Annotated in this window: 26 protein-coding genes; 5 read left to right on the top strand and 21 right to left on the bottom strand. The window is 43.0% G+C overall.

Going from position 1 to position 25,613, the window contains the following annotated elements; all coding sequences use genetic code 11:
* Positions 1-21: 21 nt before the first annotated feature.
* The 9 genes from AE2B122_RS00130 to AE2B122_RS00090 all read right to left on the bottom strand — a co-directional run bounded on the left by AE2B122_RS00130 (position 22) and on the right by AE2B122_RS00090 (position 8,056).
* The gene (locus AE2B122_RS00130; RefSeq protein ID WP_095220589.1) at positions 22-294 is read right to left on the bottom strand and encodes a YrhK family protein; all 273 of its coding nucleotides are present in this window, start codon (positions 292-294) and stop codon (positions 22-24) included.
* Between the two features lie 13 nt (positions 295-307).
* Positions 308-643 (bottom strand): bacillithiol system redox-active protein YtxJ, encoded by a 336-nt coding sequence (gene ytxJ, locus AE2B122_RS00125; RefSeq protein ID WP_175072770.1) that lies wholly within the window; start codon positions 641-643, stop codon positions 308-310.
* Between the two features lie 62 nt (positions 644-705).
* Entirely contained in the window at positions 706-1,140 is a 435-nt protein-coding gene (locus AE2B122_RS00120; protein ID WP_038562301.1) for a YtxH domain-containing protein, read from the bottom strand.
* A 30-nt stretch (positions 1,141-1,170) separates the two neighbouring features.
* The gene (locus AE2B122_RS00115) at positions 1,171-1,653 is read right to left on the bottom strand and encodes a DUF948 domain-containing protein (RefSeq protein ID WP_095220587.1); all 483 of its coding nucleotides are present in this window, start codon (positions 1,651-1,653) and stop codon (positions 1,171-1,173) included.
* Positions 1,654-1,817: 164 nt separating this feature from the next.
* On the bottom strand, positions 1,818-3,122 hold the full coding sequence (gene murC / locus AE2B122_RS00110) for a UDP-N-acetylmuramate--L-alanine ligase (RefSeq protein ID WP_175072769.1): 1,305 nt from the start codon (positions 3,120-3,122) through the stop codon (positions 1,818-1,820).
* Positions 3,123-3,365: 243 nt separating this feature from the next.
* The gene (locus AE2B122_RS00105; RefSeq protein WP_254593385.1) at positions 3,366-6,104 is read right to left on the bottom strand and encodes a DNA translocase FtsK; all 2,739 of its coding nucleotides are present in this window, start codon (positions 6,102-6,104) and stop codon (positions 3,366-3,368) included.
* 178 nt (positions 6,105-6,282) lie between these two features.
* On the bottom strand, positions 6,283-6,882 hold the full coding sequence (ytpR, locus tag AE2B122_RS00100; protein WP_175072768.1) for a YtpR family tRNA-binding protein: 600 nt from the start codon (positions 6,880-6,882) through the stop codon (positions 6,283-6,285).
* Position 6,883: 1 nt separating this feature from the next.
* Positions 6,884-7,705 carry a DUF1444 domain-containing protein gene (locus AE2B122_RS00095; RefSeq protein WP_175072767.1) on the bottom strand — a complete coding sequence of 274 codons (822 nt, stop codon included), beginning with the start codon at positions 7,703-7,705 and terminating at the stop codon, positions 6,884-6,886.
* An 18-nt stretch (positions 7,706-7,723) separates the two neighbouring features.
* Positions 7,724-8,056 carry a thioredoxin family protein gene (locus AE2B122_RS00090; RefSeq protein ID WP_095220583.1) on the bottom strand — a complete coding sequence of 111 codons (333 nt, stop codon included), beginning with the start codon at positions 8,054-8,056 and terminating at the stop codon, positions 7,724-7,726.
* A 242-nt stretch (positions 8,057-8,298) separates the two neighbouring features.
* Here AE2B122_RS00090 and AE2B122_RS00085 point away from each other — a divergent pair, with 242 nt between their 5' ends.
* The gene (locus tag AE2B122_RS00085; RefSeq protein WP_175072766.1) at positions 8,299-10,452 is read left to right on the top strand and encodes a methyl-accepting chemotaxis protein; all 2,154 of its coding nucleotides are present in this window, start codon (positions 8,299-8,301) and stop codon (positions 10,450-10,452) included.
* Positions 10,453-10,469: 17 nt separating this feature from the next.
* Here the strand turns inward: AE2B122_RS00085 and AE2B122_RS00080 are convergent, their stop codons facing one another.
* The gene (locus AE2B122_RS00080) at positions 10,470-10,997 is read right to left on the bottom strand and encodes a DUF84 family protein (RefSeq protein ID WP_095220581.1); all 528 of its coding nucleotides are present in this window, start codon (positions 10,995-10,997) and stop codon (positions 10,470-10,472) included.
* Between the two features lie 25 nt (positions 10,998-11,022).
* A complete protein-coding gene (locus AE2B122_RS00075; protein ID WP_095272930.1) occupies positions 11,023-12,090 on the bottom strand; it encodes a M42 family metallopeptidase in 1,068 nt (355 codons plus the stop codon).
* A gap of 143 nt (positions 12,091-12,233) precedes the next feature.
* Between AE2B122_RS00075 and AE2B122_RS00070 the strand changes: the two genes are divergently transcribed.
* Positions 12,234-12,551, top strand: a complete 318-nt coding sequence (locus AE2B122_RS00070) for a PepSY domain-containing protein (RefSeq protein ID WP_038562329.1) — start codon at positions 12,234-12,236, stop codon at positions 12,549-12,551.
* Positions 12,552-12,762: 211 nt separating this feature from the next.
* On the opposite strand, the gene AE2B122_RS00065 is transcribed toward AE2B122_RS00070, so the two are convergent.
* The gene (locus tag AE2B122_RS00065) at positions 12,763-14,265 is read right to left on the bottom strand and encodes an alpha-glucosidase/alpha-galactosidase (protein WP_175072765.1); all 1,503 of its coding nucleotides are present in this window, start codon (positions 14,263-14,265) and stop codon (positions 12,763-12,765) included.
* A gap of 507 nt (positions 14,266-14,772) precedes the next feature.
* On the bottom strand, positions 14,773-15,411 hold the full coding sequence (trmB, locus tag AE2B122_RS00060) for a tRNA (guanosine(46)-N7)-methyltransferase TrmB (RefSeq protein ID WP_175072764.1): 639 nt from the start codon (positions 15,409-15,411) through the stop codon (positions 14,773-14,775).
* Between the two features lie 86 nt (positions 15,412-15,497).
* Between trmB and AE2B122_RS00055 the strand changes: the two genes are divergently transcribed.
* The gene (locus tag AE2B122_RS00055; RefSeq protein WP_095220573.1) at positions 15,498-15,782 is read left to right on the top strand and encodes a YtzH-like family protein; all 285 of its coding nucleotides are present in this window, start codon (positions 15,498-15,500) and stop codon (positions 15,780-15,782) included.
* On the opposite strand, the gene AE2B122_RS00050 is transcribed toward AE2B122_RS00055, so the two are convergent.
* The 5 genes from AE2B122_RS00050 to pepV all read right to left on the bottom strand — a co-directional run bounded on the left by AE2B122_RS00050 (position 15,779) and on the right by pepV (position 20,794).
* Positions 15,779-16,564: a phosphotransferase family protein gene (locus tag AE2B122_RS00050; RefSeq protein WP_095272939.1), complete on the bottom strand. Its 786-nt coding sequence runs from the start codon at positions 16,562-16,564 to the stop codon at positions 15,779-15,781. The two genes, AE2B122_RS00055 and AE2B122_RS00050, sit on opposite strands and share 4 nt — an antisense overlap.
* A 164-nt stretch (positions 16,565-16,728) precedes the next feature.
* Positions 16,729-17,640 (bottom strand): NERD domain-containing protein, encoded by a 912-nt coding sequence (locus AE2B122_RS00045; protein ID WP_175072763.1) that lies wholly within the window; start codon positions 17,638-17,640, stop codon positions 16,729-16,731.
* A gap of 6 nt (positions 17,641-17,646) precedes the next feature.
* Positions 17,647-18,198 (bottom strand): RNA 2',3'-cyclic phosphodiesterase, encoded by a 552-nt coding sequence (gene thpR / locus AE2B122_RS00040; RefSeq protein WP_175072762.1) that lies wholly within the window; start codon positions 18,196-18,198, stop codon positions 17,647-17,649.
* Positions 18,195-19,379 carry an MFS transporter gene (locus AE2B122_RS00035; protein ID WP_175072761.1) on the bottom strand — a complete coding sequence of 395 codons (1,185 nt, stop codon included), beginning with the start codon at positions 19,377-19,379 and terminating at the stop codon, positions 18,195-18,197. Before AE2B122_RS00035 ends, thpR begins: the two co-directional genes overlap by 4 nt.
* Positions 19,379-20,794 carry a dipeptidase PepV gene (gene pepV, locus AE2B122_RS00030; RefSeq protein WP_175072760.1) on the bottom strand — a complete coding sequence of 472 codons (1,416 nt, stop codon included), beginning with the start codon at positions 20,792-20,794 and terminating at the stop codon, positions 19,379-19,381. The genes AE2B122_RS00035 and pepV overlap by 1 nt, the downstream gene beginning before the upstream one ends.
* 167 nt (positions 20,795-20,961) lie before the next feature.
* Here pepV and AE2B122_RS00025 point away from each other — a divergent pair, with 167 nt between their 5' ends.
* Positions 20,962-21,180, top strand: a complete 219-nt coding sequence (locus AE2B122_RS00025) for a DeoR family transcriptional regulator (protein WP_093879353.1) — start codon at positions 20,962-20,964, stop codon at positions 21,178-21,180.
* Between the two features lie 61 nt (positions 21,181-21,241).
* Here AE2B122_RS00025 and AE2B122_RS00020 read toward each other — a convergent pair whose 3' ends face one another.
* Positions 21,242-21,964 (bottom strand): pseudouridine synthase, encoded by a 723-nt coding sequence (locus AE2B122_RS00020; protein WP_095220626.1) that lies wholly within the window; start codon positions 21,962-21,964, stop codon positions 21,242-21,244.
* A 3-nt stretch (positions 21,965-21,967) separates the two neighbouring features.
* Entirely contained in the window at positions 21,968-23,614 is a 1,647-nt protein-coding gene (locus tag AE2B122_RS00015; protein WP_254593384.1) for a polysaccharide biosynthesis protein, read from the bottom strand.
* 105 nt (positions 23,615-23,719) lie between these two features.
* On the opposite strand from AE2B122_RS00015, the gene AE2B122_RS00010 reads away from it, so the two are divergent.
* The gene (locus AE2B122_RS00010) at positions 23,720-24,988 is read left to right on the top strand and encodes an NAD(P)/FAD-dependent oxidoreductase (RefSeq protein ID WP_175072759.1); all 1,269 of its coding nucleotides are present in this window, start codon (positions 23,720-23,722) and stop codon (positions 24,986-24,988) included.
* Positions 24,989-25,003: 15 nt separating this feature from the next.
* On the opposite strand, the gene AE2B122_RS00005 is transcribed toward AE2B122_RS00010, so the two are convergent.
* Positions 25,004-25,567, bottom strand: a complete 564-nt coding sequence (locus tag AE2B122_RS00005; RefSeq protein WP_175072758.1) for a GNAT family N-acetyltransferase — start codon at positions 25,565-25,567, stop codon at positions 25,004-25,006.
* Between the last annotated feature and the right edge of the window lie 46 nt (positions 25,568-25,613).

Below are 25,613 nucleotides of genomic sequence, written 5' to 3'. Positions count from 1 at the left end.
ACGCTTAAGCGTACAGCTTTTTTATTGCTTGTTTCTATATCGTTTATAGTGAATATCGTGGACAAGACGGATTGTCGGACGGATCAAAAGAAGCAAACTGCCAGCTGCAAAAAGCAAGCATCCGGCTGTCTTTAGAGATTCGTATAGAAAGAGGAAACTGCCGATGAGAAAGATTAATCCAATTAGAAAATCATTCAGCATATACAGAATCTGATATGGGCGCTTGAAAAAGATGCCGTATTCTCCAACCCGAATGACATCCTCCTTCTTATCCGATTTGTGTTCATGCTCCATATCAAAAACCCACCTATTGATTGAATCTATTTTCCTGCTCTCGTAATACAGCTTCTGTAATGTCATGGTGTGATGTATTCCAGATTACTTGATTATTCTCAAAAAGCAACGCCTGTGGAGATTCATGTCTTACCTCATAACGGTCTGCAATCGTATTAGATAGCTCCCGTGCTTCTTGGACATATAATGTGTACATTGGTATCTGCGTATCAAGGCTATATCTGTCGTACTCCTGCTTCGCCCTTGCACTGATCGGGCAGGTCAGACTATGCTTGAGCAAGTAAAATGATGCATCCCTATTTAATACATCCTGAAATTCCTCTTGGCTTTGAATGACTTTAGCTTCCATTCTGTCAAAACTCCCTTCAAAAATAAACAGACTCCTAAGCAAGATGCTTAGGAGTCTTATAATTAAAGATCCTTGTTACGTTCAATCGTGGATTTCTGCTGTTCCATTTCCAATTCTCTTGCAGCTTCCTCGATTGCGCGTGCTACTTCTTCCGCTGCATCTTCTGCTTCTTTATCATTTGAAGCTGTGTCATCTGCTTGGTCTTTGGATTTTAGGTTCTTGACTTTATCCTGTACAGTCTGAGAGGATTCTTTCACCTTATCAGCTACTACACGGGATTTTTCAGTGACAACATCTTTCCATTGTGCACCTTTTTCACTGTACTGTGTTTTCATTTCGCCCGCGCGCCCTTTCAGGGAGCTAGCCTGTTCCGTAATATCGCTGCGAAGTTCTTTACCGGATTTAGGTGCAAGAACAAGAGCAGTCACAGCTCCTACTACGCTGCCGATGATCGAACCAATCAGAAAATCTCTTCCGTTCGTCTTTTTCGTTGACATACTGCATTGCCTCCTATCGCGTCGCTTGGTTTAATGGGATGTTTCTTTTACTGGTAGCGGCTGCTCTGTTGGCTGCACTGCAGGTACAGAGGCGACCTCATTGGCTTCATTCTGCTTCTTTTTCTTCCATAAGTCAAGTATAACTGAGCCCCATTTTAGTACTTGGCCGGTTTGTTCTGTATGCTGTTCTGCAGATAGTGCCACTTTGTTGGATACATTGCGAATAGAATTGTTAAGGCTGTTCACTGTATCACCGATGCCTTCAATTCCGTCAACAAGAGTGTTAAGCTTCTGCGCTTTCTCTCCGATGTCTTCTGCAAGGTGATTTGTCTTGCTGAGCAGTTCTGCTGTTTCGCTCGTAATGCCCTGCATTTGCTTTTCGACACCTTCCAATGTGCTCGCTACGTCATTTAGTGTGCGTGAAGCAGCTTTCAATGTTTTTGCGAGGTAGATTACTAAGACTGCGAATGCGATTGCTGCAATTAGTGCAGCGATGTACCCTAGAATTTCCATAATGATTAGTCAGCTCCTTCTTGGTATGTAGTATGAGTAGTTGAAGCACATCTCATGCTTTATACTCTTTCGTCTAACTACGTTATTCCCTTGGTGTACGTCGTTAAACATAAAAGTACAAATAAAAAAAAGGGAGTAATACTCCCTTTTTTAAGTGTAATGGATTATTGGACAGCTTGCAACGACTCTTCATAGCGAGCTTGGAATTTCTGTATGTCACCGGCTCCCATGAATAAAAGGACACTATCTTCATACTGCTTAAGTACGTTTACATCTTCAAGCTGCAATACTTCACAGCCTGGTATGAGCTTCTGCAAATCCTGGATTGTCAGATTTCCCTTTGCTTCACGAGCAGAACCGAAAATATCACACAGATAAACGCTATCCGCATTTTTCAGACTGTCTGCAAACTCTTGCAGGAAAGTCTTTGTCCTAGAAAAGGTGTGCGGCTGGAATACAGCCACAATCTGCTTATCCGGGTATTTCTTCTGAGCTGATTCTATCGTTACCTCGATCTCTTTTGGATGATGAGCATAATCATCCACCAATACTTGGCTGCCGGCTTTCTTCTCAGAGAAACGTCGTTTCACACCAGTGAAACCATACATTTCCTTGATTTGATCAGGTGTCATACCTTCCTGATGACATACTGCAGTCACTGCCAGCGCATTGAGAACCTGGTGATTCCCGTATCCAGGAATGTTAAACGTATGATAGAAACTGCCTTCGATATATACGTCGAATGTCGTGCCATTCGGCTCTTCATGTACATTTTTTGCCTGGTACATATTAGACGCATCGAATCCATAATAATGAATTGGTACATTTGCTTGAAGGTCACGCAAATATGGATCATCGCCGCAAGCAATGATACCGTGCTTAACTTGATCGGCCAATTGCTGAAAAGCCTGGAATACATCCTCGATGTTCTGGAAATAGTCAGGATGATCGAAATCGATATTCAGCATGACCGCATAATCCGGTTTATAAGCTAGGAAGTGGCGGCGGTATTCACATGCTTCAAAAACAAAGTAATCACTCTTAGGCTGTCCGCTTCCAGTTCCGTCTCCGATTAAATAAGAGATCGGGTGAGACTGCTTCAGCGTATACGCCATGAGACCTGTCGTCGATGTTTTGCCATGTGCTCCTGTTACTGCTATGCTGCGGAATTTATCCGCATATGCACCCAGGAAGTCATGATAGCGGTAAATCGGAAGACCAAGTTTTTTTGCTTCAAGAATTTCCTCGTGTTCATCAGAGAATGCATTTCCTGCAATGATTGTCAAATTCGGTTTGATATTATCTTTTGTAAATGGCAGTATTGTAATATTTTTATCTTTCAGGGCCTGATCCGTGAAGAAAACCTTCTCCACATCGGAGCCTTGGACTTTCTCACCTGCATCATGCAGGATCTGCGCCAATGCACTCATACCAGATCCTTTAATACCAACGAAATGGTAAGTTGTCATAATAGGAACCTCCACATAATAATATGTCGCTTTTGTATGGTGTTAGTATAAGTATGTAAAGCGTCGTGTGTCACATATACATGAAAAAAAGCATACTAGCAACAGTATAGCATTTTGTCAGTATTTTATAAATGCAGAATCTCTTCTGTTACGCTTTTTACAGTATATACATAGCACCCTTTGTTGGTGTCTCGGATAACAGCACAGCCTGGACGGTCCATAGGACAACATCCAGGCTGTCGTTCATTCCGTTTGGAGCTGTGCCAGCGACACGAGTACATCGCGTGGCTTGCTCCCTTTCTGTTCAGAGATGACACCTCTCATCTCCATATGATCAATCAATCTGGCAGCACGGTTATAACCGATTTTGAAACGGCGCTGGAGCAAGCTCGCACTCGCACTATTGTGCTCGATAACAAACTCGACTGCTTCCCGATACAACTCATCCTCGTCCTCCTCGGACTCTCGTCGCTCGAGCAGATCCTCATGCTGGAAAAGGTACTCTGGCGGTGCTGTCTGTTTCACATATTGGACGACACGTTCTATCTCTTCATCGGACACAAAAGCACCTTGGATACGCTGGGCTTGCCGCGCTCCGTTTTCGACGAAGAGCATATCACCTTTTCCAAGTAATTTCTCCGCACCATTATTGTCAATGATTGTCCGGGAATCGATTGCAGAAGAAACACTGAAAGCTATTCGTGTCGGGATATTAGCTTTGATCAAGCCTGTAATGACATCCACGGACGGACGCTGTGTTGCCAGCAGCAGATGGATTCCAGCTGCTCTTGCTTTCTGCGCAATCCGGCAAATGGAATCCTCAACGTCCTGTGGAGCTACCATCATAAGATCCGCCAACTCGTCGATAACGATGACCAAATATGGCATCTTATCAGCGTAACGTCCCTGCTTATCGAGTTTCTCGTTGTAGCGTCCGATATCGCGGACTCCTTCGCCGACGAACTTCATGTATCGTTCTTCCATCTCATTTACCGCCCACTTTAGAGCTGCAGTAGCTGCTTTGGTGTCGGTAATGACTGGTGAGACTAAATGAGGCAAGTCATTGTAAGGAGCAAGCTCCACCATTTTCGGATCGATCAACAGGAATTTCACCTGCTTATGATTCGCCTTATACAATAGACTTAGCAGAATAGTATTGATACATACACTTTTACCGGAACCTGTTGCTCCAGCTATCAAACCGTGTGGCATCTTCTGCAGGTTCGTCACAATCGGATTGCCGGAAATATTCAAACCTAGGGCGACTGAAAGCGGCGAATTGTTTCCTTGGAAATCTTCTGTCTCCAGTATTTCCTGTAAGCCAACTTGCTTCGATACGGCATTCGGCACTTCGATTCCGATTGCATTCTTGCCAGGAATCGGTGCTTCCATGCGGATGTCTTTGGCCGCCATATTCAGTTTGATATCATCTGTCAGGCTCTTGATCTTACTAACCTTCACACCAAGATCAGGCTGAACCTCAAAACGGGTGACAGATGGGCCTTGCATTGCATTGACCACGTGTGCGTTTACATTGAAATGTTCTAAAGTAGTCTCTAAAAGCTGGCTTTGCTGATCGACCCATGCATCATTTTCCAACGTCTGTTCGACAGGATCATTCAGAAGATGCATCGGAGGTTTGGCAAAAATCGGTTCGGTCTGCTTAGGAATTTCCTGTTCAACCGGCTCCGTCTTCACTGAATCTTGGCGGCTGGACAGCTTATTATCCTGCAAATTGCTTCGTTTATCTCTTGGTGTCATGAATACGTTGAAAGGTACTGATTTTCTCACTGTACTGCTAGTTTCACGAAGTCCGGAATTTGTTGTTTCCGTGCTCTCTTTTACTTGCAGCAATTCTTTTACTTCTGTTTGTTCTGCTGACTGAGCTGTTTTTACGCCTGAAGCATCAGCTTGTACGACAGAGTCGTCGGTCATTTCCATTTCAGTTGTACGGTTCGGAGCAGTGTCTTCTGCTGCACTGTATACTGCTTCATCATGAACAGACTCTTCGGCTATAAGATCACTAATTTCGTCATCTACGTTCGTGCCTGCTTCTAAGTCCGGATCATTGTCTTCTTCTATCCTATCAACCGACTGGTCCAGAACAATTTCTTCTGTAATGCTATCATCTGCTTTATTCGAAGCAGTCTCTTCTATATCAGACGATTGGTCCCATGCAGTCTCTTCTTTTATGCCAGCTGACTCTTCCTCAAGCTGAATTGGTTCAGGTTTCAGAACTTCCGTTGTTTCGGAAACTGAAATCTCCTCGATTACCTTTTCCTCTGCAACGCTCGTATTTGTTTCTTCTAAAAGAGTTTCTTTATTTTCTGATTCTGCTGCTGTAAAGTCCGTGTTCTCTTTCGATTCCATTACAGGATTTTCCAGCGTGATATCTTCTACTGGAGCTTGTTCAACATGAATATCGAACTTGTTTTCTTCCTCCACTTCAGGAGTAATCGTAGTAGCAGATGCTGCGATTCTTTTCCAATCTGCCCGGTCTTGAATGGATGCCAGTGTTACGATATCCGCTACTTCTTCTTTCCGCTTGCGGAAACCGTATACAGGAGACGGAACTTCAGTCGGTTGGAAAGGTTTCTTTTCTGCCTTTGGTTCCGGATCTTTTCTTTCTGGCTTGCGCTGCCTGCTTACGCTGGAAGGCCGCTCTTGTACTTTCGGTTTTTCAGGCTGCCGTGGCTGCCGCTTTTCTGGTACCTTTGTATCTGGTTGGGCTCGATGACGTACTGGCCGCACATTTGAGGCTGGTGGTTTTGTACTTCCAGACTCATCCGGTATCATTGGAAACCGAAAAGCACGTTCTTTCGGGTATGTATAAGCCATTTTTGCTTGTGGCTGCTGATTTGTCTGATACTGTTTCTGTACTTTTTGTTCAGAAGCGTTCCGTGATTTCAGCTCTGGTTCTTCTTCCACTACTACTTCGGTCATAAAAAAGTTGCTTAGAGCTTGCCTAAGACGCTCCCACATAGTAAAACTTCCTTTTTCAGTATAATATCTTCATTTTAGCAGGTTTTCACAAACCGTGAATAGCTTTACCCTAAAAACATTCCATCAAAACGTAAAAAATACGGCGGTTCTCCGGCATTTCAGTCCCAATTACCTAAAAAAACACCGGATACGTTTGTATCCGGTGTTCATTTCCCTATTAAGCTTCAAAAACCTGGCCGACTTTATAGGAATCGTCCAGCACATAAATTCCTTTTTCTTCCGGTGCGTTTGGCAGACCCAGCTCTTTTTGGGAGCAAATCATACCAAAACTATCTTCACCACGTAAATTGCCGGCTTTGATTTCCAAACCGCTCGGCATGATGGCGCCCACTTTCGCAACTACCACTTTTTGACCTGCATCGACGTTTGGTGCACCACAAACGATTTGTACTGTCTCATCTCCAAGGTCGACTTGACAGACACTTAGTTTATCAGCGTTGCTGTGCTTTTCTTTTTCCTTAACAAATCCGACAACAAATTTAGGTGTAAGGTCTACATCAAATGCATCTTCTAAGTTGTTCTGACGGAAAATATCACGAATTTTACTGGCGAATTCCTCATCGACCTGCACTTTACCTGCTGTTGCGATATTCAAATATTCAGAAGCGCGGAAGATATTGTAACCGACTAGCTCATCCTTATCTGTAATTCGAACGACATCTCCGAATCTTTCTTCTTTAATGGAATGACGATCTCCTTGCTTGATAGCGAGCAACAATACATCACCGATTCCTTGTTTGTTATAAAATGCTTGCATCTTACTTTTCCTCTCCCTTGGCAGACTCTGGTCTATTGCGTGCCATTATGAAAACTGGCTCCAATTTCTTATCTTCGTAAATAAATGGTAAAGATGTGATTGGTACACGGCCTTCTGCAAAATATTTCATGGTTACCTGTGCTAATATATCATAACCAGTCTTATTTTCAATATCCGCTAAAATCAGCACATCCTGGTGAGGAACAGCTACAAGCACATCCCCTTTCGCATTCGCACGGAATCCTTCCAAAAGCGACTCGTTCAATATGCGGCTGGCATCGTAGCCATCCTGTGTCGCAATAAAGTAAAAGGAATTATCTGCAACCCTGTCTTCTTTCAGTTCTGTAGAAAGACTTCTAGCGTTAAATGCAGCAATTTCCCGAAGACGTTCGATAGTCCAGCCCTGCTCTTCCATCATTTGTTCGTCAATGAGACGATACGATTTGCCAAGATCAAGCGCGTAATAAATTCTCGTTTCTGCCGTATGCTCCGAATATACCATCTTCAGTCCGGCTTTCGTTTCAGATGGAAAAGAAGTAGCTCGTATAACTGGAAAGACATGCTGTTCGTTTCCTTCCAGATGCTGTTCTTCATGCATGACACGCAAAGCTTCTTTTACATGCTGTTCGAGTTCATCCAGCGCTTTTTCGCCACGCGTTTCATATTTTGCAATAATATTTGGAAGTGCGAGCGTCACACCTTCCTTCGTATCCTGCCATTCTACTCGAAATTTGCTCTTATCCCGGTCATAGGAAGTACGCCATGCAGGGTCCTGCAGACGATCCTCTAATTTTTTCTTCATTTTCAAAGCAGTCATTTTCATAAGTTATACTCCTTGCAGTTATTGCGGTAAGGATTCGATGAAAGACTCGATTTCCTCTTTAGACTTGCGATCCTTCGATACAAATCGTCCGATTTCCTCTTCTTTATTGAATGCAACAAAACTTGGAATTCCGAATACATCATATTGCTGACACACTTCAATGAATTGATCACGGTCTACATGGATGAATTCGAATTCGCTGTATTTCGCTTCGATTTCTGGTAGTTCCGGCTCGATGATTCGGCAGTCCGGACACCAGTCAGCAGAAAACATCAAGATTGTTTTGCCATTTTGAAGTATTTCTTTGAGTTGTGCTTCTGATTCTAAGTTTTTCAATTTAAAAGCCCCCATTAATCTTTTCTTCAATCTTTTTCTTCATTTTATCAAAGCACAGAACCAAAAGCGAATATACTGCGCTTTGCAGCTGTCACTTTGCAAGCTACTTCCTCTTTGTACCTAGAAATATTCAGTTCTAATCATATGAATGGGTCGAATCATTCAGTTAAATTATCAAACTTTTATTAATTTATTGTAAATATGGTAGGTTGTACCTATAATATAAGAGAGCACACAATAGCATAAGGGGGAAATATATGCACACCATTCGACAGAGAATCCGTTTAATCATGTTCTCTTCACTGGCAAGTATTCTGGTACTTGGAGCATTCAGTTATTATTATTTCTACCAGCAGAATCAAATGTCAGAAGAAACGCAGCGATACCAAGAAGCCTATGTATCCAGTCAGTATATCAAGGATGATATGCTCGATACACTTGAGAAGCAGGAGACATACTTTGCCCAGCCATCTGTATCTAACGCCGAATCTGTACTAGGCGCTATTGCTGGCATTGAGAAACAAGCTTCTACATATGAAGAGAAATACAAGGATAATAACGACTTGCAAGCTTACTTTACGCAAATCAAGGATGGCGCAGCTTCCTATGAAAAAGAACTTGAGAAAGTCACGAGTATGAATGAAACAATCGGCTACACTTCTGATGAAGGACTCCGAAAAATCATAAGTGATGCTTCAGAGAATTTTCGCAGCATTGCCGGAAATGCTGGAGAAGACGTATCTGCTGCTTTGGAGAACGTTACAAGAACCGAGCAAGGTATCATACAGCCTCAAAATGGCAATGCACCAGATAAAGACGCATTCGATGGAGCAGTAGATGCATTCAAAACGGCAATTACTGATTCGGAATTAGAAAGTGACGCAGTTAGTGATATAAACTCCAGTCTCTTAAAATACACATCTGCCATGTCCACGCTTTCGAACACACGCACCCAGGCTGCTGAGTTAGCAACGAATTTCGAAACATCTGCCTTGGAAGTAACAACGACTGTAGACAGTGTCGGCGAAACAGCAATTGAGCAGACTGATAATTTAAAACAGTCAAACGAAAGAACTTCTACAGTTCTTGGCATTGTCTTACTTGCCGTCATTATTCTTAGTTTCCTGCTTGTACTTTGTATCGGATGGCCGCTTATCCGTGCCATCACGAAATCAATCCGACAGCTTAAAGAAGCTACAGAGATTATCGGAAATGGTAACCTAGCTTACCGTGTACCCATAACAACAAAGGACGAGATGGCAGATTTGGGTGAAACATTTAATCAGATGGCAGGTAAGATGGAGCAGTCCATGATTAAAGTGAAAGAAGCTTCCGAAGTATTAGATGCCTCTTCTTCTTATCTAGCAGCAGCTTCTCAGCAGACAGCAGCTCAATATGAAGAAGTGAACCAAGCAATCGGCCAAGTGGCAGGCGGCGCGCAGGATCAGGCTGCTCAGCTCGAAGAAAGCAATATGATGCTGGATAAGGTCCGCCATGCAATTACATTGATGAAGGATGAAACAGCACTAGTCGGTAAGGCAATGAAACATGCAGAGCTGGAAGGAAGCAACGGTATCAATCAAATGCAAAAATTGCATGAAACCTCTGATAGCTTCTTGAAGCTCGCTCAAAAGCTGACAACAGAAATCCAAAGTGCTGTACAACAAGCAAATCAGATTCGCTCTATCGTCCAGACAATTGAAGAGATTTCAGAAAGTACAAATCTGCTGGCACTTAATGCAGCGATTGAATCCGCTCGTGCAGGTGAGCATGGCAGGGGATTTGCTGTAGTTGCTGATGAAGTGAAGAAGCTGGCAGAACGCTCCAAACAAGAAGCACAGCAAATCCACAAGCTTGTTGGGACAATGAATCAGCAAATGACCGATTTAGCAGAAGAAGCCAAAGCCTTCGATGCTTATCAGCAAGTTCAAGCTTTCAGTGTTGAAGAAACTACAAATGCATTTGATCGTATTCATAAACAGTTGCAGCAAGGTAATACGAAAATGAAGGACATCTCTTCATCTGTTTCAGAAGTTGCAGCAAGTAATGATTCTGTTGCGGATATGCTTGGACATATTAATCAAATTGCCGATGAAGCAGCCTCAACAGCACAGGAGGTAGCTTCATCAAGTGATACGCAGGCAGCTTCGATTGATGTCCTGACAAACGCAGCCTCCCAGCTGCAGCAGCTGGCCAAAGAATTGGCTATCGAGGTAGCTCAATTCGAATTTGCCTCTGCATCGGATGAATCAGCTGAATTCAGCGATAAGGAAGAAGATCTAATTACTTCTGATTCAACTGAATCCGAAACAGAAGCCTTTGCTGAGATGGACGTCGAAGCAGAACAGCCAGATTTCCCTATCACGGAAGACGAAAAAGACAAGACGACAGATTATAAAAAAACATCATAAAAAGAAGGAAGCGGATATCAAATTCCCGCTTCCTTCTTTTTGTTTGACTCATAAAAGCTATACTGCCCTTTCAATAGCAAACATATATGCTCAAACATAGCAGAGCGGGACATATGTCCATTGGTAAAGACACCGACCGCTCCTTCTGTTGTTGAGACATCCTGCCTGCTTGTAAATGCCCGCATAACTGGACCAAGCTCTTCACCTGAAAGTACTGGTTCGGCGATGAAGTCAGGCAATAGCAGCTTAGCACCGCTTGCGCTCCATACTTTATCCCCGACTGCTAAAGCACCCCAGTTACATATATACAGACCGTCATCCATCTCTGTGACGCCGCCTTCAAGACCAATACCGGCCGCCGCTCCATCCAGCTTGCTGCATGCAATTGCACGCTGGATGGCACCTTGGCGTGTCTCTTCGTCACTCATCGGCTGTGCACTAACGCCAGAATCGACCGCTGTACTTTCAAGTTCCCACCGAGATCCAAACACAGCCGAAACAGCCGAAACTTTGGCAGGATTTTTAGATCCGACTATCATTTTCATCCGTTACGCTTCCTTTCCGACGAGATCAATCGTTCGAAGTAATAAGATCCACTGTCGACTGATCTGTTGCCCGGACAAGCTTAATTAGAAGCTCTTTTGCAGCTGCATAATCATCAACATGAATGATGCTTGCACTTGTGTGCACATAGCGGGAAACGATGCCGATGACAGCAGAAGGAACTCCTTCATGTGCCAAATGTACACGTCCGGCATCCGTGCCGCCTTTGCCGACATAGTACTGGTAGTTGATATTATTAGATTCTGCTGTATCAAGAATGAATTCACGCATATTGCGATTCATGATCATTGTACCGTCAAAAATACGGAGTAATGCTCCTTGACCTAAATGACCGAACGCTTGTTTGTCTCCGCTAACATCATTGGCAGGTGACGCATCCATCGCATAGAAAATATCAGGTTTGATCATATTGGCAGCAACTTGAGCACCACGAAGACCGACTTCTTCCTGCACCGTAGCACCAGCATACAACTGATTCGGCAATGTTTCTCCAGCCACTTCTTCCATTAATTCGAGCGCCAACCCACAGCCATATCGATTATCCCAAGCCTTTGCCAGGATTTTCTTCTCATTGGCCATCGGGGTAAACGGCATAAACGGAAGAATCTGCTGTCCTAGCTTTACACCTAGCTCATATGCATCACGTTCATCATCTGCGCCGATATCAATCAGCATGCTGTCGATGCTGGCAGGTTTACTCCGCTGCTCAGGCGTTAACAGATGAGGAGGTGTAGAGCTGATGACACCTGGAATCGGTCCTTCGTCTGTCATAACCTGCACGCGCTGCGCAAGCAGCACTTGACTCCACCAGCCGCCTAATGTCTGAAAGCGAAGCAGACCATTTGGTGTAATACCTGTTACCATGAAGCCGACTTCATCCATATGTCCGGCAGCCATCACCTTAGGTCCCTTGCCTTTTTTTACGCCAAATATACCGCCGAGCTTATCCTGGATGATCTCATCCGCATAAGGCTTCAGCCTTTCTTTCATAAAAGCTCGCATCAGCTGTTCGTTGCCTGGTGCTGCCTGCAGCTCTGTCAATTGTTTAAATAAATCCAATGTTTTCTCGTTCATGTATATGTACTCCCTTTTTGTCAGACTATTGTATATCTATTGTAAACTATTGCTCCTCAACATGCCATAAAGGTTGTTTCGTTTTATATTTCTAAGGTAATAAGATATAATAGAACATAACTTAAGTTGAAGAGGTGACCAAAATGGGCGTAAAGAAAACAGTAGCAATCGTAGGTGCTGGCCTTGCAGCTGGGTATTTGATCCAGAAGCAGATTGCGAAACAACAGAAAGTAACTCCGGAAAAAGCATTGAAATTCGCTAAAGAAGCGTTTAAGAAAGAAGGTCCGATCAGTGGATCTTGGATCTATATGAAACCGGAAGAAAAAGTGAAGCACGGCCTCACGTATACTGTTTACCGTGGCGGAATCTCCCGTACGATTGATGGAAAACCTGCTCAGTACGAGTTCTTCGTAGATGCAGAAACTGGATCCGTAATCGACGCTGTCGAATCAGCATCCTAATACAAGTTACACCCCAAAAGTTAGTAACACTTAACTTTTGGGGTGTTTTTTTGCGAACTATTATTTAATTAAGTAGAAGGTAGCTTTACAAATAAAAGTTTCAGAGATGTCCTTGTTAGAAAAAGTATGATTCTTGAACGCCCCCTGCATCTCTATTGGCATACACACTGTATAAGAGTTAAAAGATTCTTGATTGTTACTTCCCTTTGCGTTATGTTTTCGCAGGTCGCTCCAGTGCTTTATCTGCTTCTTTCGCGTTTTTAGACGCTTCTTCTCGATTCGCTCTCATTTCTTCAACTGTTTTTGTTTTTAAACGAGCAGCACCAGTATATTCTTTTGTTGGTAAACGCGCTTCCCTTTTTTGACGTTCCTTTGCTTTGTGAATGCTATGCTTGTATTGAGGCAGCCATTTTTCCTGTGCAATGAGCATGTCATCAACCATTTGCCAGATTTCTGGCGGCGTACACACAGCACCAACTAGTGGATCCATCATAAACGCCTGTCTTAAAAGTCGATCATCTCCAGTGACAGCAGCTTCAACGGCGAGCCTTTGCACCGAAATGCTCGTTTGACAAACAGCAGCACATCCAAGAGGAAGATCGCCAACAATAGGCATACTAATGCCATTTCTATCAACATAGCCTGGAGCTTCAATGACCGCATCTTGTGGTAAGTTCGAGATTATGCCCTTGTTAATAGTATTGAAATGGCCTCGGTATGTTCGGCCTGTTTCCAGTGCTTCAATGATGTAGGATCCGTGTTCTTGTCCCCGCTCTTCTTCGACATACCGATATGCAGGTTCTTTCATCCAATTCGGAAAGTCTTCCTTAAACCAGTTGCGACCTTCTGTACACACCCGCAGATAACCACCTGTTTCCCCATTAATCCAGGTACCTAAATCGATCCAATCATTAATTTCTTCTACTCGTTTGCGATACCAAGGTACATATTCACTTAAATGCCCATTTGATTCCGTGCTATAGTAGCCAAAGCGGCGGAGCATGTCGATACGAACCTTTTCTGTTTTACTATACTCAGGATGGTTCTCAAAAGCTTCAAGAAGTCCACCTGTTAAGTCTTCGCCATTGTGGTTTACTTGAATGTACCACGTTTGATGGTTAATCCCTGCGCAGACTATGTCTACATCATTCTGCTCTAGCTCAAGCACGTCGGCTATTTGCCTATGCCCACCCTGAACACCGTGACAAAGTCCGACTGTTTTCACTCCTCCATACGTGTTACATGCCCATGTAAGCATCGCCATAGGATTCGCATAATTTAACAACAAACAATCCGGCTCAGCAACCTCTTTTATATCCTTACAAATCTCTAGCATCTCATGAATGCCGCGCTGACCGTACATTATACCACCGGCACTCAATGTGTCCCCTACACATTGATCAACCCCATAGCGCAGCGGAATGTTAATATCCTGTTCAAATGCCTCTAACCCGCCAATACGAAAAACAGAAATAATGTAACGTGCATCTTTCAACGCTTCTCTGCGATTAAGAGTTGATCGAATCTCTATTGATAACCCATTTTCATAAATGTCCCGCTGACATAGCTCTGTCACCATACTCAAATTATTCGCATCAATATCGGTAAAAGCGATTTCTATGTCTTTGAATGCAGATACAGCTAAGATATCTCGTAACAATGCACGTGTGAAGCCAATGCTGCCCGCTCCGATGAACGCAATCTTAAAACCCACACTCTCCACTCCCTTTTTTCATGATCTCCTTTGTAGATCTAATTACTTTTATAATGTGGAATTTGCTATTGCTATTTCCCAAGTCAGTCGTATACACCCCTTTGAACATGTGGGACTACAAATTGGAACATTATATATACATACATAGTCAAACACGAATTCATTCCACCCATTACCAAAAATAAACTGCCTAACTCTATTGGAATCGGACGAAAGGGATTGTTAGTATAAAGGTACGTAGCAGCATCTTTGCACTTGAGCAAAAGAATTAAGTTCAAAGAGCGTTTCACTACATAAGAAATCCCAAAAGTTTGAACTTTTAACTTTTGGGATTTTTCATAATGGTATATGGTTTTGATTTAAAACATTATAGCGCAGCTCAATTATGTTTTTTACAACTAGCACAATAAAAAAAAGACTGACAGGAGCCCAGTACTTTACTGTCTCCGTGCCAGCCTAAGGCAATCTCTTCAATATTATTAGTTCAATTTGATACACCGAGTATTTCTACTTAAAAGTAGCCACACTCCGATAAATACGATAGCCGCGGGAAGAGAATTTCTCCTCATATTCCGTTTTCACATTTAATGGGTCATTCTCTGTATGCAGATCAAGCTTCACTTCCTGCAAAACCATGCCATATCGAGAGAAGCTGGACAAACTATATTCGAATAGTTTCTGGTTATCCGTTTTGAAGACGACTTCGCCGTTATCTTTTAATACAGCTTCGTATTGCTCCAGGAAGCTTTTATACGTCAAACGACGTTTCTCATGCTTATTCTTCGGCCAAGGATCAGAGAAATTGAGGTAGATGCTATCCACTTCATTCTCTTCAAACAACTCACGAAAATCAGCTGCATTTTCATTTAATAATTTGACATTCGGTAGATCTGCTTCAGCTGCTTTCTCTACTGCTGTCACAATAATACTTTTCGCTAATTCAATTCCGATGAAATTGTATTCCGGATGCTGGGCTGCCATACCAGTGATAAACTGCCCTTTTCCAGATCCAATCTCAACATGGAGAGGCTTGTCATTACCGAATAGCTCTCTCCATTTGCCTTTATAATTTTTCGGATCCTGTACGACAATATGATCGTTTTCTTTTAAATAATCGTCTGCCCAAGGTTTATGGCGCACACGCATATGCCTCACTCCTATTTCTGCCCTGCCCGCCTGCATAGTTTGATGCCAAAACGCACACGCTATGCTCAGGAAGGAGGGGAAAATCGATGTCACTTTCCGTTGAAAACCAATTTAGCCTTCTTCGGGATATACTTAGCGAGCATTGCGAATCCTGCTGCGGGAGCAAGTCCGAATGCGAGCAAATATCCCGCCTGGCACGTTCTATCTTATCTAATAAATCAACCGATCAGCAAGAGCTTCTTGCTTTGCTTCCCGGTATCCATTCGTACAGTTCTGCCGGTGAAAAAGCTGCAGATATCAATGCGCACATCACATCGAACAGAGAACAGCTCGAGGATTGGGTAGAGACAATCAACAGCTTTCAAGGTTAGCAGGACAGCTGATGAACTTCCTTAAGCAGCTGTTCTAATTCTTTACTTTTGCGTTCCACATTGTCATCACGCAATGACATAATGATACGGGCAGCTTCATACCAATAAATACGTCTTAGTAGTGCATTATTCAGCGGCTTGCCGTATGCTTTCATCCAGTCTTCCCAGTCAGTATATGGAACGTACTTTCTCAGCAGCATTCCGATATCAGCTGCCGGGTCCGCGATGAGCGCACTATCCCAGTCCACAAGGTACAGCTCATCACACTGGCTTATCATCCAATTGTTATGGTCGATATCAAAATGACAGACAGCCAATAGCTGATCCGGCATTTCAGGTAAGAATTGCTCCAGACTTGCCAGCACCTGTTTTAAAGCTGGCAGCCGATCTTGGAAGCCAGCTGCTTTCCCCCGCAGCTCTTCCATTTTCGCTTCTGGCTGAAGCGGTTTCTTTCCCATACGCATCAGTAAGTTCAGCATCTCGGAGGAATGATGGATTTTGCTTAGCAGCTTAGCCACTCGAGGATCACTCATTTCCGAGAAAGTCAGACCGCGTCCCATCAGCCATTCCTGCGCAGTAATAACATCCCCGTTCTCCATTCTTTTTGTCCATACCAGCTTAGGTACAATCCCTTCTGCTGAAAGAACTGCCAAAAAAGGAGAAGAATTGCGCTTTAAGAACAGCTGTCGATCTCCGCTTTTTGCATAATATGCTTCTCCTGTTACACCGCCAGCAGGAGCAATCTTCCACTCATTTCCCAGTATGTGTTCTAACCAATTCACCGTTCATTCCTACTTTCCTAGTGCAATCGCTTTGCATTACTAGCTGTAAACAAGCCCAGCGTGACACAAGGCAAGTACATTCCCGAACAAATTCGACAGACATACTTTAGATTACAACATTTGCTATGGTTTTATCAATACGATAGGCCTATAAAACCGTTTATTTAACTAAAAAATTCTTCCTTTTCTTCCTGTTCCCATTCCGGACGAGCAACAGCCTTTGTATATGCATGCTCTAGCAGCACCTCACTGGCACGAAGCTGTGCATGTTTGAGAGCTAACTGTTCTTCTCGTTTGGCCATCAGCCAGGCTGTATGCTTTTGACTGCCGATAAACTGTGTATTTCTTGGCTCACTAGCAAACCGGATTTGGTTTTCTCTGCTTAAGACTACCTTTTGTACAGGCAGCTCGACATCATATTTTCTAAGGATTCCTTGTATCAGCTTTTCTGTTCTGTTTAAAGAAAGCATCGGATTGAGGAAAGTAGAAAACTTACCCTTCGATTCCCGCTTCCATGTTCGCTCGTCAGTTGCCCAGAACAATACATCCGGCTTGTCCTCCAGAACCGAAACAATCTCTATGCCAAGTGGATGGATTAGAATCGTTTCTGCCTCCATTGTAGTCTGCTTCACTTCAAAAACAGGTTTATACATAACAAAGAAAGTGTCAGGAAATCGTTTCAGAAAGTATCGAAGAACCGGATCTTTTTTGAATTTGTGATCAAAAAATGAAAATTCTCCAAGAGTGCTTGTAGCCCATTTCAGCTGGAAGTCAAAAAGTTCTTCCAAGAAATCCTGCTTCAGAATTTTTTCTGAAGGAGCAACATATACAGGAGTTGGCTCCAGCTCCTCGACATCTGCTTCTTTTTTTCGGAATACTTGATACCACGATTTCTTTAATGTTTCTTCCTTTTCTTCTTGAATGGAAAGGGAATCAGGAGCAGCTTGCTGCTGCTCCCATTCCCTGTGCATCTTCTCCCAATTCTCTTTTTTCAATTTGATAAATTGTCCAGGATATCGGTAAGGATGCTGTTCATAACGGGATATATATTCATGCAGCTTGATCAATTGCGCCACATTGATTCACTCCTTCTCCAGATCTTTGACCAGTACTGGAACGTATTTCGGCCGTTTCCCAGGTTCGATACGGTAAAGCGTTACCTTCTCCACCAAGATAGGTGCGGACAAATGTTTATCCGGAAGCGGGAGCTGTCCATTTACTTTACCAGAACCCCATTTCTTCCCAAGTGTTATGTGCGGTCGATACGGTCGGTTCTCGAGCTTGAATCCAGCTTGCTCTGTACTTGCAGTTACTTGTTGATGCAATGCTTGAAGCTGATTAAGCGGTTTTACCCCGGCCCATACGACACGAGGCTGCTTTGGACTGCCGAAAATATCCACTCCGGCAACGTCCAAGGTAAATACTTTTCCGAAATCCTGTTTCTGCCAAGCCAATTTTATCTTATCCAGCTGCTCATCTGTCGTGGCACCTAGGAATTGCAGTGTTATATGGAATTCCTCCGGCCTTGGCCATAGTTTCATCGGAACGTATGCTTTTAAGTCGCTCTGCCACTCAGCCAATGCTGCCTGAATAGATTCATCGGTACCTATACCAATGAAATAATGTGTACTCATGCTACTCCTCTTTTCCCTTTAGCTGTACCCATCATTCTCTTCACGATAAACAAAATACCAACACCAATGAAAGTCGTTGCGGCAAACAACGCATACATATGATAAACAGTTGCAACCTCGAGAATCATCCCGCCCATCAGATTAAACAGCGCATTGCCAAGCCCTGTACCTACCGCAGAATAAAGCGCAATGGCAGTCGCTTGTACAGATGAAGGCGCAGCACTTCTTATATATAACAAAGCAGCCGGTACATAGAGTCCGATCGACAATCCTTGGATAATAGTTGTGATGAAGATGACAGTAAGTGATGGGTCGAACATATATAAAACCCATCTTGCGCCGGATACAGCCGCACTTAATATGACAACATGCAGAATGCTCATCTTCCTAATAATCAGATGAGCCAGTTTCATGAATGGTGCTTCACTGCCCGCTCCTAGGAAGAATGCGATGCCGACAGCGCTTAGTGTGCCTCCAGCAGCTAAAATGAATGTCCCGAAATAGAAATTATTTGCAAGTATAGGGCCAAATATAAGGAAATTAGATACAAGGAACAACATGAATGGCTTGTTTTTTCGTAAAGTACGCAATCCTTCTTTCATCGATACTCTGGCTATGTCATAACCTTTCCGCGGAAATTTACGCAATGCTGGCAGTGCAAGCAGCAGAAACAATCCATATGCTATGAATATGACATCCACTGTACCTACAAAATCTGTTATGTATCCTAATAGGAATGAAGCAACCGCAAATCCTATTGCTCCCCATAAACGAATGTTCCCGTAGACAAGCTTGTGCTGTTCGACAAAGCTTAACGCCATACTGTCCGACAAAGGAATGACAGCTGCCTGGAATACGGCGATAGTCAGCATTCCGATCAGCAGCAATGCATAGTGATCATAAAATAGATAAATGAATGCAAGCGCCGCAGCAACAGCTAATGCTACTGCCAAAAGACGCAATGGTTTTTGAGTATAATCGCTAAGCAGCCCCCAGACAGGCTCCATTACTGTATTCACTAATGGAATTGCCGCTACAATCAGACCAACAAGTACAGGATCCAACTGTTTTTCTTCCTGCAGAAAAACAGCAAGCAGCGGAAACAAGGATCCGTTGGAAAGAAAAGCCGCTAGATAAAAGTATTGAAAAGATCTGTAAGTCTTTTTAGTCGATGCTTGCATTACCCGCGCTCTTCCTTTGTCAGCAGATAAATTGCTTCTGCATAAATGGCAATGGCACGGAGCATATCTTCAACCAAGATGTGCTCATCCTGCTGATGTGCACTGTCTGATCCGCCTGGGAACAGCGGTCCGAATGCAACACCTTTTTTCATCGCTCGTGCATATGTGCCGCCGCCTATCGCCAAGATATCTGTTTGATCGCCTGTTTGACGACGATACACATCAAGCAATGTCTCAACTAGCGGATCATCCTTTTCTACATATAAAGATGCCAAATGAGAAGTTTCCTGGAATCCTGCACCTGCTTCTGCAAGCTGCGCAAACAATCTAGACGTAACGTCATCATATTCAGATGTAACTGGATAACGGATATTTACACCAATTTTCCAAGCCTCCGCATCTTTCATGCTGAATTCCCCAAGATTAAGTGTCAAAGGACCTGATACATCATCAGTCAGACCCAGGTCAATGCCATTGCCATTATAATTCTCGAACTTTTCGATGAGCCAGCTTAGCTTGTCCGTCACATCACCATGTAATGGTAAGTTCACTAAGAATTTAGCCAAAGCCACTACTGCATTGATGCCTTTTTCTGGTGTCGAGCCATGAGCAGCTTTACCAGACAAGCTTAGCTGGATAGCATTTTCTTTAGCTTCAGCCTTACCGCTGTACCCTTCAGCTGCCAGGAAGGCTGTGAATGCTTCTTCTACCTTTGCCAAGCTCTCCCCAGTAAGAAGCGCCTCCGCGAGTCCTGGAACCATATTCAATGCTTTTCCACCTTCGAACTGTTCAAGTCGAAGCATGTCACTTTGTGCTGCAGCAGCAGGAAGCGAGATATACCCATCAATGATTCCTTTTTCTGCGTAGATAAGCGGGAAGTCTGCATCTGGTGTGAATCCGGTATCCGGCATTTCTTCATGCTGGAAGTAGTACGTCATACATTGCCAATCGCGCTCTTCATCCGTACCCATAATCAAACGGACACGTTTCTTCGGTGTGTAACCAAGATCTTTAAGCAGTTTCATCGCAAAGTAAGCTGCTACAACCGGTCCCTTATCATCCAATGTCCCTCTTCCGAATAAATGTTCATCTGCCAGGCTAGGGTTAAATGCACCATATGTCCACTCACCATCCGCAGGTACGACATCTAAATGACCAAGTACGCCCACTAACCCTTCACCTTGTCCATACTCGATATGGCCAGCATAGCCATCAACATATTTGGTTATAAATCCATCATTCTTCCCTACTTGCAATATATACGTTAGTGCTTCATCAATCTTTTCACCAAATGGCTGCTTGTCCGTTTTTGTCGATTCATCATACACACTAGGAATGGATACGAGTTCTTTCAGCACTTTCACATAAGCATCTTTATAAGCCGATGCCTTTTCATACCAATTGATTTTTTCCATTTCCTTCGCCTCCTGTTTTCTTATCAATAATTTTGTTTACGTTTTAAGAATAGAATTAACAGAAAATTAAACCTATCTCCTAGCCTTCTTGGCTTAATTATTGTAAAATACGGGTAGAAAGAGATTTAGAGCACCACCGATTCTTATGTAGACTAAGGAGTGGTTTTTTGAATCAATCAACATCCCGAATGCTAAACCGTGTAAAAGCTGTCTATCTTTATATTAAGGAAAGGGACACAGTTTCTACTACAGAATTGGCTGAAGAATTTGGTATAACGGACCGTACTGTACAGCGCGATCTAAACGTGCTGGAGTATAACGGTTTAGTACAAAGTCCTCATCGGGGGGTTTGGTCAACAACCTCAAAAAAAGTCAAAATCTCTTGATTTAAAACGTACAACCTATGTAATAATTTCCTAATTTAAGGCAAGCTGATCTGCGAGCAGATCAGCTTTTTTTTGTATCCTGGATCAGCTTGCTAAGCTCATCATCAGAAAGTTCCCTGTATTCCCCAAGCTCAAGATCTTCGTCCAGCTCAAGGCTGCCCATCCGCAGACGTTTCAGATAGACAACTTCCATTCCTACTGCTTCGAACATGCGCTTAACCTGATGAAACTTTCCTTCTGTTATCGTAACCTCAATCTCTGAAACTGGACCTGCTTCCAAGATTTGCAGAATAGCCGGCTTCGTCATATAACCATCATCCAGCGTTACACCTTGATGGAATTGCTCTATCGTCTTTTCAGTGACTTCACCTTCGATACGCGCAAAGTAGAGCTTGGGCACGTGTTTCTTCGGTGATAACAGCTGATGGGCAAGCGTCCCATCATTCGTCAACAGCAGAAGCCCTTCCGTATCTTTATCCAATCGGCCGACCGGGAACGGTTCGAATATGCGATCCTCCGTCTGCAGAATATCGACAACTGTTTCATCTCTTTTATCTTCCGTAGCCGAGACTAAACCAGGCGGCTTATGCATCATCAAATAGATAAATTCTCTGTACTCGACGGTTTCACCATTCACTTGTACAATATCTTTCTTTTCATTCACATGGATGGACGGTGATTTGACTTGAGATCCATTCACCGTAATTGCTCCTTGTTTGAGAAGCGTCTTCACTTCTTTTCTGCTGCCGTAGCCCATATTGGCAAGCAGTTTATCCATTCTCATCATTTAACCCTTCTTTCTTTTCAATAGACGATCCAAGAACCCAATCCGATTACCAAGTACACGCTCAAGCAAAGTAGATTTATACGAGAGAATCATATAAACCGCTCCACCAATCACTGCACAAACGAGAATGATCACTGCTGATGCAATTTGTCCATCTCGGAACGTAATCGCGAATCCAAGCAGATACTTAGTAAGCAGTACAACAGCCGACATAATTGCTGTGAAAATTACAATGAGGATTGTCCGCTTTGCAAGCTGACGCACTGGGAACTTTAATATATGCTTCATTTTAAGGAAATTCAATACTGTTGCAATACCGACTGCCAAGGCTGTTCCAAAGATGGCTCCTTTTGCTCCGAACGCATGAATGAGCGGTATATTAAAGAATATCTTCACTAATAATCCCGCTGTTAGACTGATGACGGAGAAACGCTGTTCATTTATACCTTGCAAAATGGATGACGTTGTCGTGAATAAAGCAAACAGCAGTGCTACTGGTGCGTACCATACCATTAGCGTTCCGGCTCCTATGTCAGGGTTGAGGACAGCTTCTGTACCGTAAAATGCTGTGTAAGCTTCACTTCCCAATAAAGCAATCCCAATACTAGCTGGAAAAATTAAAAATAGCACTATTTGTAATGACTGATTAATTTGCTGTAAGTATAACTTACGATCATCAGAGAAAAATGCACGAGTAATGGCCGGAACTGCTGCCAGTGATAACCCGATTGACAATGTCATCGGAATAGTGATGATTTTTTGACCATAAAAGTTAATTACTCCAAAAATATCAACGGCCACATTTCCTTGTCCAATTGCCTCCAATGCACGCGGCATCGTAAACTGGTCGATGAACTGATAAAGCGATGTTGCAATCCCTGTTACAACAAATGGTCCTGCATAGCTTAGTAATTCTTTAATAATCGTCTTATCTGACATAGCTGCAGGACGGACTGTTTGCTGTATCATCCTTTGTTCCAGATGAGGTTTACGGGCACGCCAATAGACATAGAGCACTGCGCATGAAGCGAGTGCACCGACAAATGCCGCGAATGTCGCATATCCAACTGCTACTGCGATGTTTTGGTTGAAAGCATGCAGGGCAAGATAGACACTAAGCAATAAGAATACAATACGAGCAATCTGCTCTACGACAGTGGAAATGGCAGAAGGCCCCATTGATTGGTTACCTTGGAAAAATCCTCTAACAATACTCATTGCAGGTATAATGAGGTTGGCGAAGCTGACTAGCTTAATAACATAAGCAACCGTGTCTGTCGTAAAACCAGACTTTCCATCTCCTACACTCCACTGTGCAATCAAGTCTGCCCCAAAATACATAATGAGAAACGCTACGACACCAGTCACACCCATAATGGTAAATCCAGTCTTGAATACACGCTGGCTTGTCCTATAGTCCCCCAGACCATTGTATTTTGAAACGAATTTCGAAACACCTAACGGAATACCTATTGTTGAGATACTAATCAATATATTATAAGGGGTATATGCAAAATTAAATAAAGCTCCCCCAGAGGCACCTACTAGTGCATTGAACGGGATAACATAGATGATCCCGAGTAACTTCGACAGGAATGTAGCTGCTGTCAGCAGCAGTGTCCCGCGAATCATTGTCGACAAAGCCATTATTTCACCTAACTCCTCTTTAAAATCCAATGAATCTATTTTATCATAAAGTAGACCTGATGGAAGAATTCCTTTGGATACCATCAGCAGAAAGGAAGAACAAGTATGAATTACGATGTAGTAGTGATCGGCGGCGGACCATCTGGACTTATGGCAGCCATCTCGGCAGCTGAGCATGGAGCAGCCACACTTTTGATTGATAAAGGGAAAAAACTTGGCAACAAGTTAGCGATATCTGGAGGCGGAAGATGCAATGTCACGAATCGTCTGCCGCAAGATGAAGTAATTAAGCATATTCCCGGAAACGGAAAATTTTTGTATAGTGCATTTTCTATCTTTGATAATTACGATATCATCGATTTCTTCGAGAATCTTGGCGTGAAGCTGAAAGAAGAAGACCATGGACGCATGTTCCCGGTTAGTAACTCAGCCAAATCTGTAGTACAGGCATTGCTCAATCGCTTAGATACGCTTCATGTCCGTATCCGCACAGAAGCACCTGTAAAAGCGATCCATTATGGTGAACAAAGGCATGAGATAGTCTTGAAAGATGGCGAAAAAATCAGCACAGGTGCTGTCATTGTCGCTGTCGGGGGAAAAGCAGTACCCCATACAGGAAGTACGGGAGACGGTTATGCATGGGCCAAAAAAGCAGGACATACTATAACAACACTTTACCCAACTGAAGTGCCTCTGCTTTCCTCTGAAGCTTTCATTAAGCAAAAGCAGCTTCAAGGACTCGCGCTGCGGGACGTAGCTGTAAGTGTACTCAACGAGAAGGGAAAAGCGATTATCACACATCAGATGGACATGTTATTTACGCATTTTGGTATCTCCGGTCCAGCTGTATTGCGCTGCTCGCAGTATGTTGTTAAAGAGCTGATGAAAGGCAGGAACGAAGTCAGCATTCATATTGATGCAATCCCGAATAAGAAAGCTCATACGTTAACTGAAGATATTACTAAGATGATGGAGGAACAGCCCAAGAAGGCTTTCCGTAACTTAGTGAAAGGAATTGTACCAGAGCGGTATTTAGATTTTCTGTTAGATAAGGCTACTATACTCCCCGATACAAAGGCAGCAAATATTTCCCGGGAAAATGTGCAGCAGTTTGTCAGCTTAATTAAAGGCTTCTCTTTCTCTGTAAATGGTTCACAGCCGATTGAAAAGGCATTTGTTACAGGAGGTGGAGTTTCCGTTAAAGAAATTGTTCCTACAACAATGCAGTCTAAGTTTATGCATGGATTATACTTCTGCGGAGAAATCCTGGATATTCATGGATATACCGGTGGTTATAATATCACCTCTGCCTTAGTGACAGGCAGAATAGCTGGCATGCATGCAGCCTGGGAAGCAGCTTCTGTTACAAATTAAAAATGCCCTCCATCTTTAGGATGGAGGGTTTTCGTTATCATATATTTTTTGCTTTTTCGAGAACCTGGCCATAAGTAAGGTATCATGATATTCGCCTCCCCTTAATCTTTTATCATCTTTCAAGCAGCCTTCGATTTGAAAATCATATGTTTCGTACAGATGAATGGCCCGTATATTTGATGCAGAAACAGATAAATTAATTTTATGTATTTTTTGCTCTTCAGACCACGCAATGATCATTTCAATCATCTGTCTGCCTAGACCATATCCCCAATAATCCTTCATTATAACAATCCCAAATGTCACTTGATGCGATAACCGTTTTAATTTATTTCCTTCACACCTGCAATAACCAATTATTTCTTGTTTGTCACAAGCAACCAGACACAGATTGTTCAGTTCTTTTTGATCCGTCATTATCAATTCTTCAAAATCTTTCGGGGATAGATATCCTTCTCCTTCTTCTCTATCCATATATTCTGTTTCTCCATCTGTTTTCACTCTCAACCGGGCTAAAGCTTCTGCATCTTTTAACTCTGCTTCTCGGATGATAAGTTTTCTTTGAATAATATCTTTCATCTCAACATCCCCTTTTCTACAATAAAAAATCCCTGATCATATAAGA

This window comes from Terribacillus sp. AE2B 122, from assembly GCF_902497585.1.
In the GTDB taxonomy this organism is placed as follows: Bacteria; Bacillota; Bacilli; order Bacillales; family Amphibacillaceae; genus Terribacillus; species Terribacillus saccharophilus_A.
The sequence above is the reverse complement of the archived record's forward strand: the minus strand, read 5'-3'. Positions and strand labels throughout refer to the sequence as shown.

What these genes read in the sequence shown, in the direction of transcription:
- AE2B122_RS00130 (WP_095220589.1), bottom strand. Translation starts at nt 294, where the DNA reads ATGGAGCATGAACACAAATCGGATAAGAAGGAGGATGTCATTCGGGTT.
- ytxJ (WP_175072770.1), bottom strand. Translation starts at nt 643, where the DNA reads ATGGAAGCTAAAGTCATTCAAAGCCAAGAGGAATTTCAGGATGTATTA.
- AE2B122_RS00120 (WP_038562301.1), bottom strand. Translation starts at nt 1,140, where the DNA reads ATGTCAACGAAAAAGACGAACGGAAGAGATTTTCTGATTGGTTCGATC.
- AE2B122_RS00115 (WP_095220587.1), bottom strand. Translation starts at nt 1,653, where the DNA reads ATGGAAATTCTAGGGTACATCGCTGCACTAATTGCAGCAATCGCATTC.
- murC (WP_175072769.1), bottom strand. Translation starts at nt 3,122, where the DNA reads ATGACAACTTACCATTTCGTTGGTATTAAAGGATCTGGTATGAGTGCA.
- AE2B122_RS00105 (WP_254593385.1), bottom strand. Translation starts at nt 6,104, where the DNA reads ATGTGGGAGCGTCTTAGGCAAGCTCTAAGCAACTTTTTTATGACCGAA.
- ytpR (WP_175072768.1), bottom strand. Translation starts at nt 6,882, where the DNA reads ATGCAAGCATTTTATAACAAACAAGGAATCGGTGATGTATTGTTGCTC.
- AE2B122_RS00095 (WP_175072767.1), bottom strand. Translation starts at nt 7,705, where the DNA reads ATGAAAATGACTGCTTTGAAAATGAAGAAAAAATTAGAGGATCGTCTG.
- AE2B122_RS00090 (WP_095220583.1), bottom strand. Translation starts at nt 8,056, where the DNA reads ATGGGGGCTTTTAAATTGAAAAACTTAGAATCAGAAGCACAACTCAAA.
- AE2B122_RS00085 (WP_175072766.1), top strand. Translation starts at nt 8,299, where the DNA reads ATGCACACCATTCGACAGAGAATCCGTTTAATCATGTTCTCTTCACTG.
- AE2B122_RS00080 (WP_095220581.1), bottom strand. Translation starts at nt 10,997, where the DNA reads ATGAAAATGATAGTCGGATCTAAAAATCCTGCCAAAGTTTCGGCTGTT.
- AE2B122_RS00075 (WP_095272930.1), bottom strand. Translation starts at nt 12,090, where the DNA reads ATGAACGAGAAAACATTGGATTTATTTAAACAATTGACAGAGCTGCAG.
- AE2B122_RS00070 (WP_038562329.1), top strand. Translation starts at nt 12,234, where the DNA reads ATGGGCGTAAAGAAAACAGTAGCAATCGTAGGTGCTGGCCTTGCAGCT.
- trmB (WP_175072764.1), bottom strand. Translation starts at nt 15,411, where the DNA reads ATGCGTGTGCGCCATAAACCTTGGGCAGACGATTATTTAAAAGAAAAC.
- AE2B122_RS00055 (WP_095220573.1), top strand. Translation starts at nt 15,498, where the DNA reads ATGTCACTTTCCGTTGAAAACCAATTTAGCCTTCTTCGGGATATACTT.
- thpR (WP_175072762.1), bottom strand. Translation starts at nt 18,198, where the DNA reads ATGAGTACACATTATTTCATTGGTATAGGTACCGATGAATCTATTCAG.
- AE2B122_RS00035 (WP_175072761.1), bottom strand. Translation starts at nt 19,379, where the DNA reads ATGCAAGCATCGACTAAAAAGACTTACAGATCTTTTCAATACTTTTAT.
- pepV (WP_175072760.1), bottom strand. Translation starts at nt 20,794, where the DNA reads ATGGAAAAAATCAATTGGTATGAAAAGGCATCGGCTTATAAAGATGCT.
- AE2B122_RS00020 (WP_095220626.1), bottom strand. Translation starts at nt 21,964, where the DNA reads ATGAGAATGGATAAACTGCTTGCCAATATGGGCTACGGCAGCAGAAAA.
- AE2B122_RS00015 (WP_254593384.1), bottom strand. Translation starts at nt 23,614, where the DNA reads ATGGCTTTGTCGACAATGATTCGCGGGACACTGCTGCTGACAGCAGCT.
- AE2B122_RS00010 (WP_175072759.1), top strand. Translation starts at nt 23,720, where the DNA reads ATGAATTACGATGTAGTAGTGATCGGCGGCGGACCATCTGGACTTATG.
- AE2B122_RS00005 (WP_175072758.1), bottom strand. Translation starts at nt 25,567, where the DNA reads ATGAAAGATATTATTCAAAGAAAACTTATCATCCGAGAAGCAGAGTTA.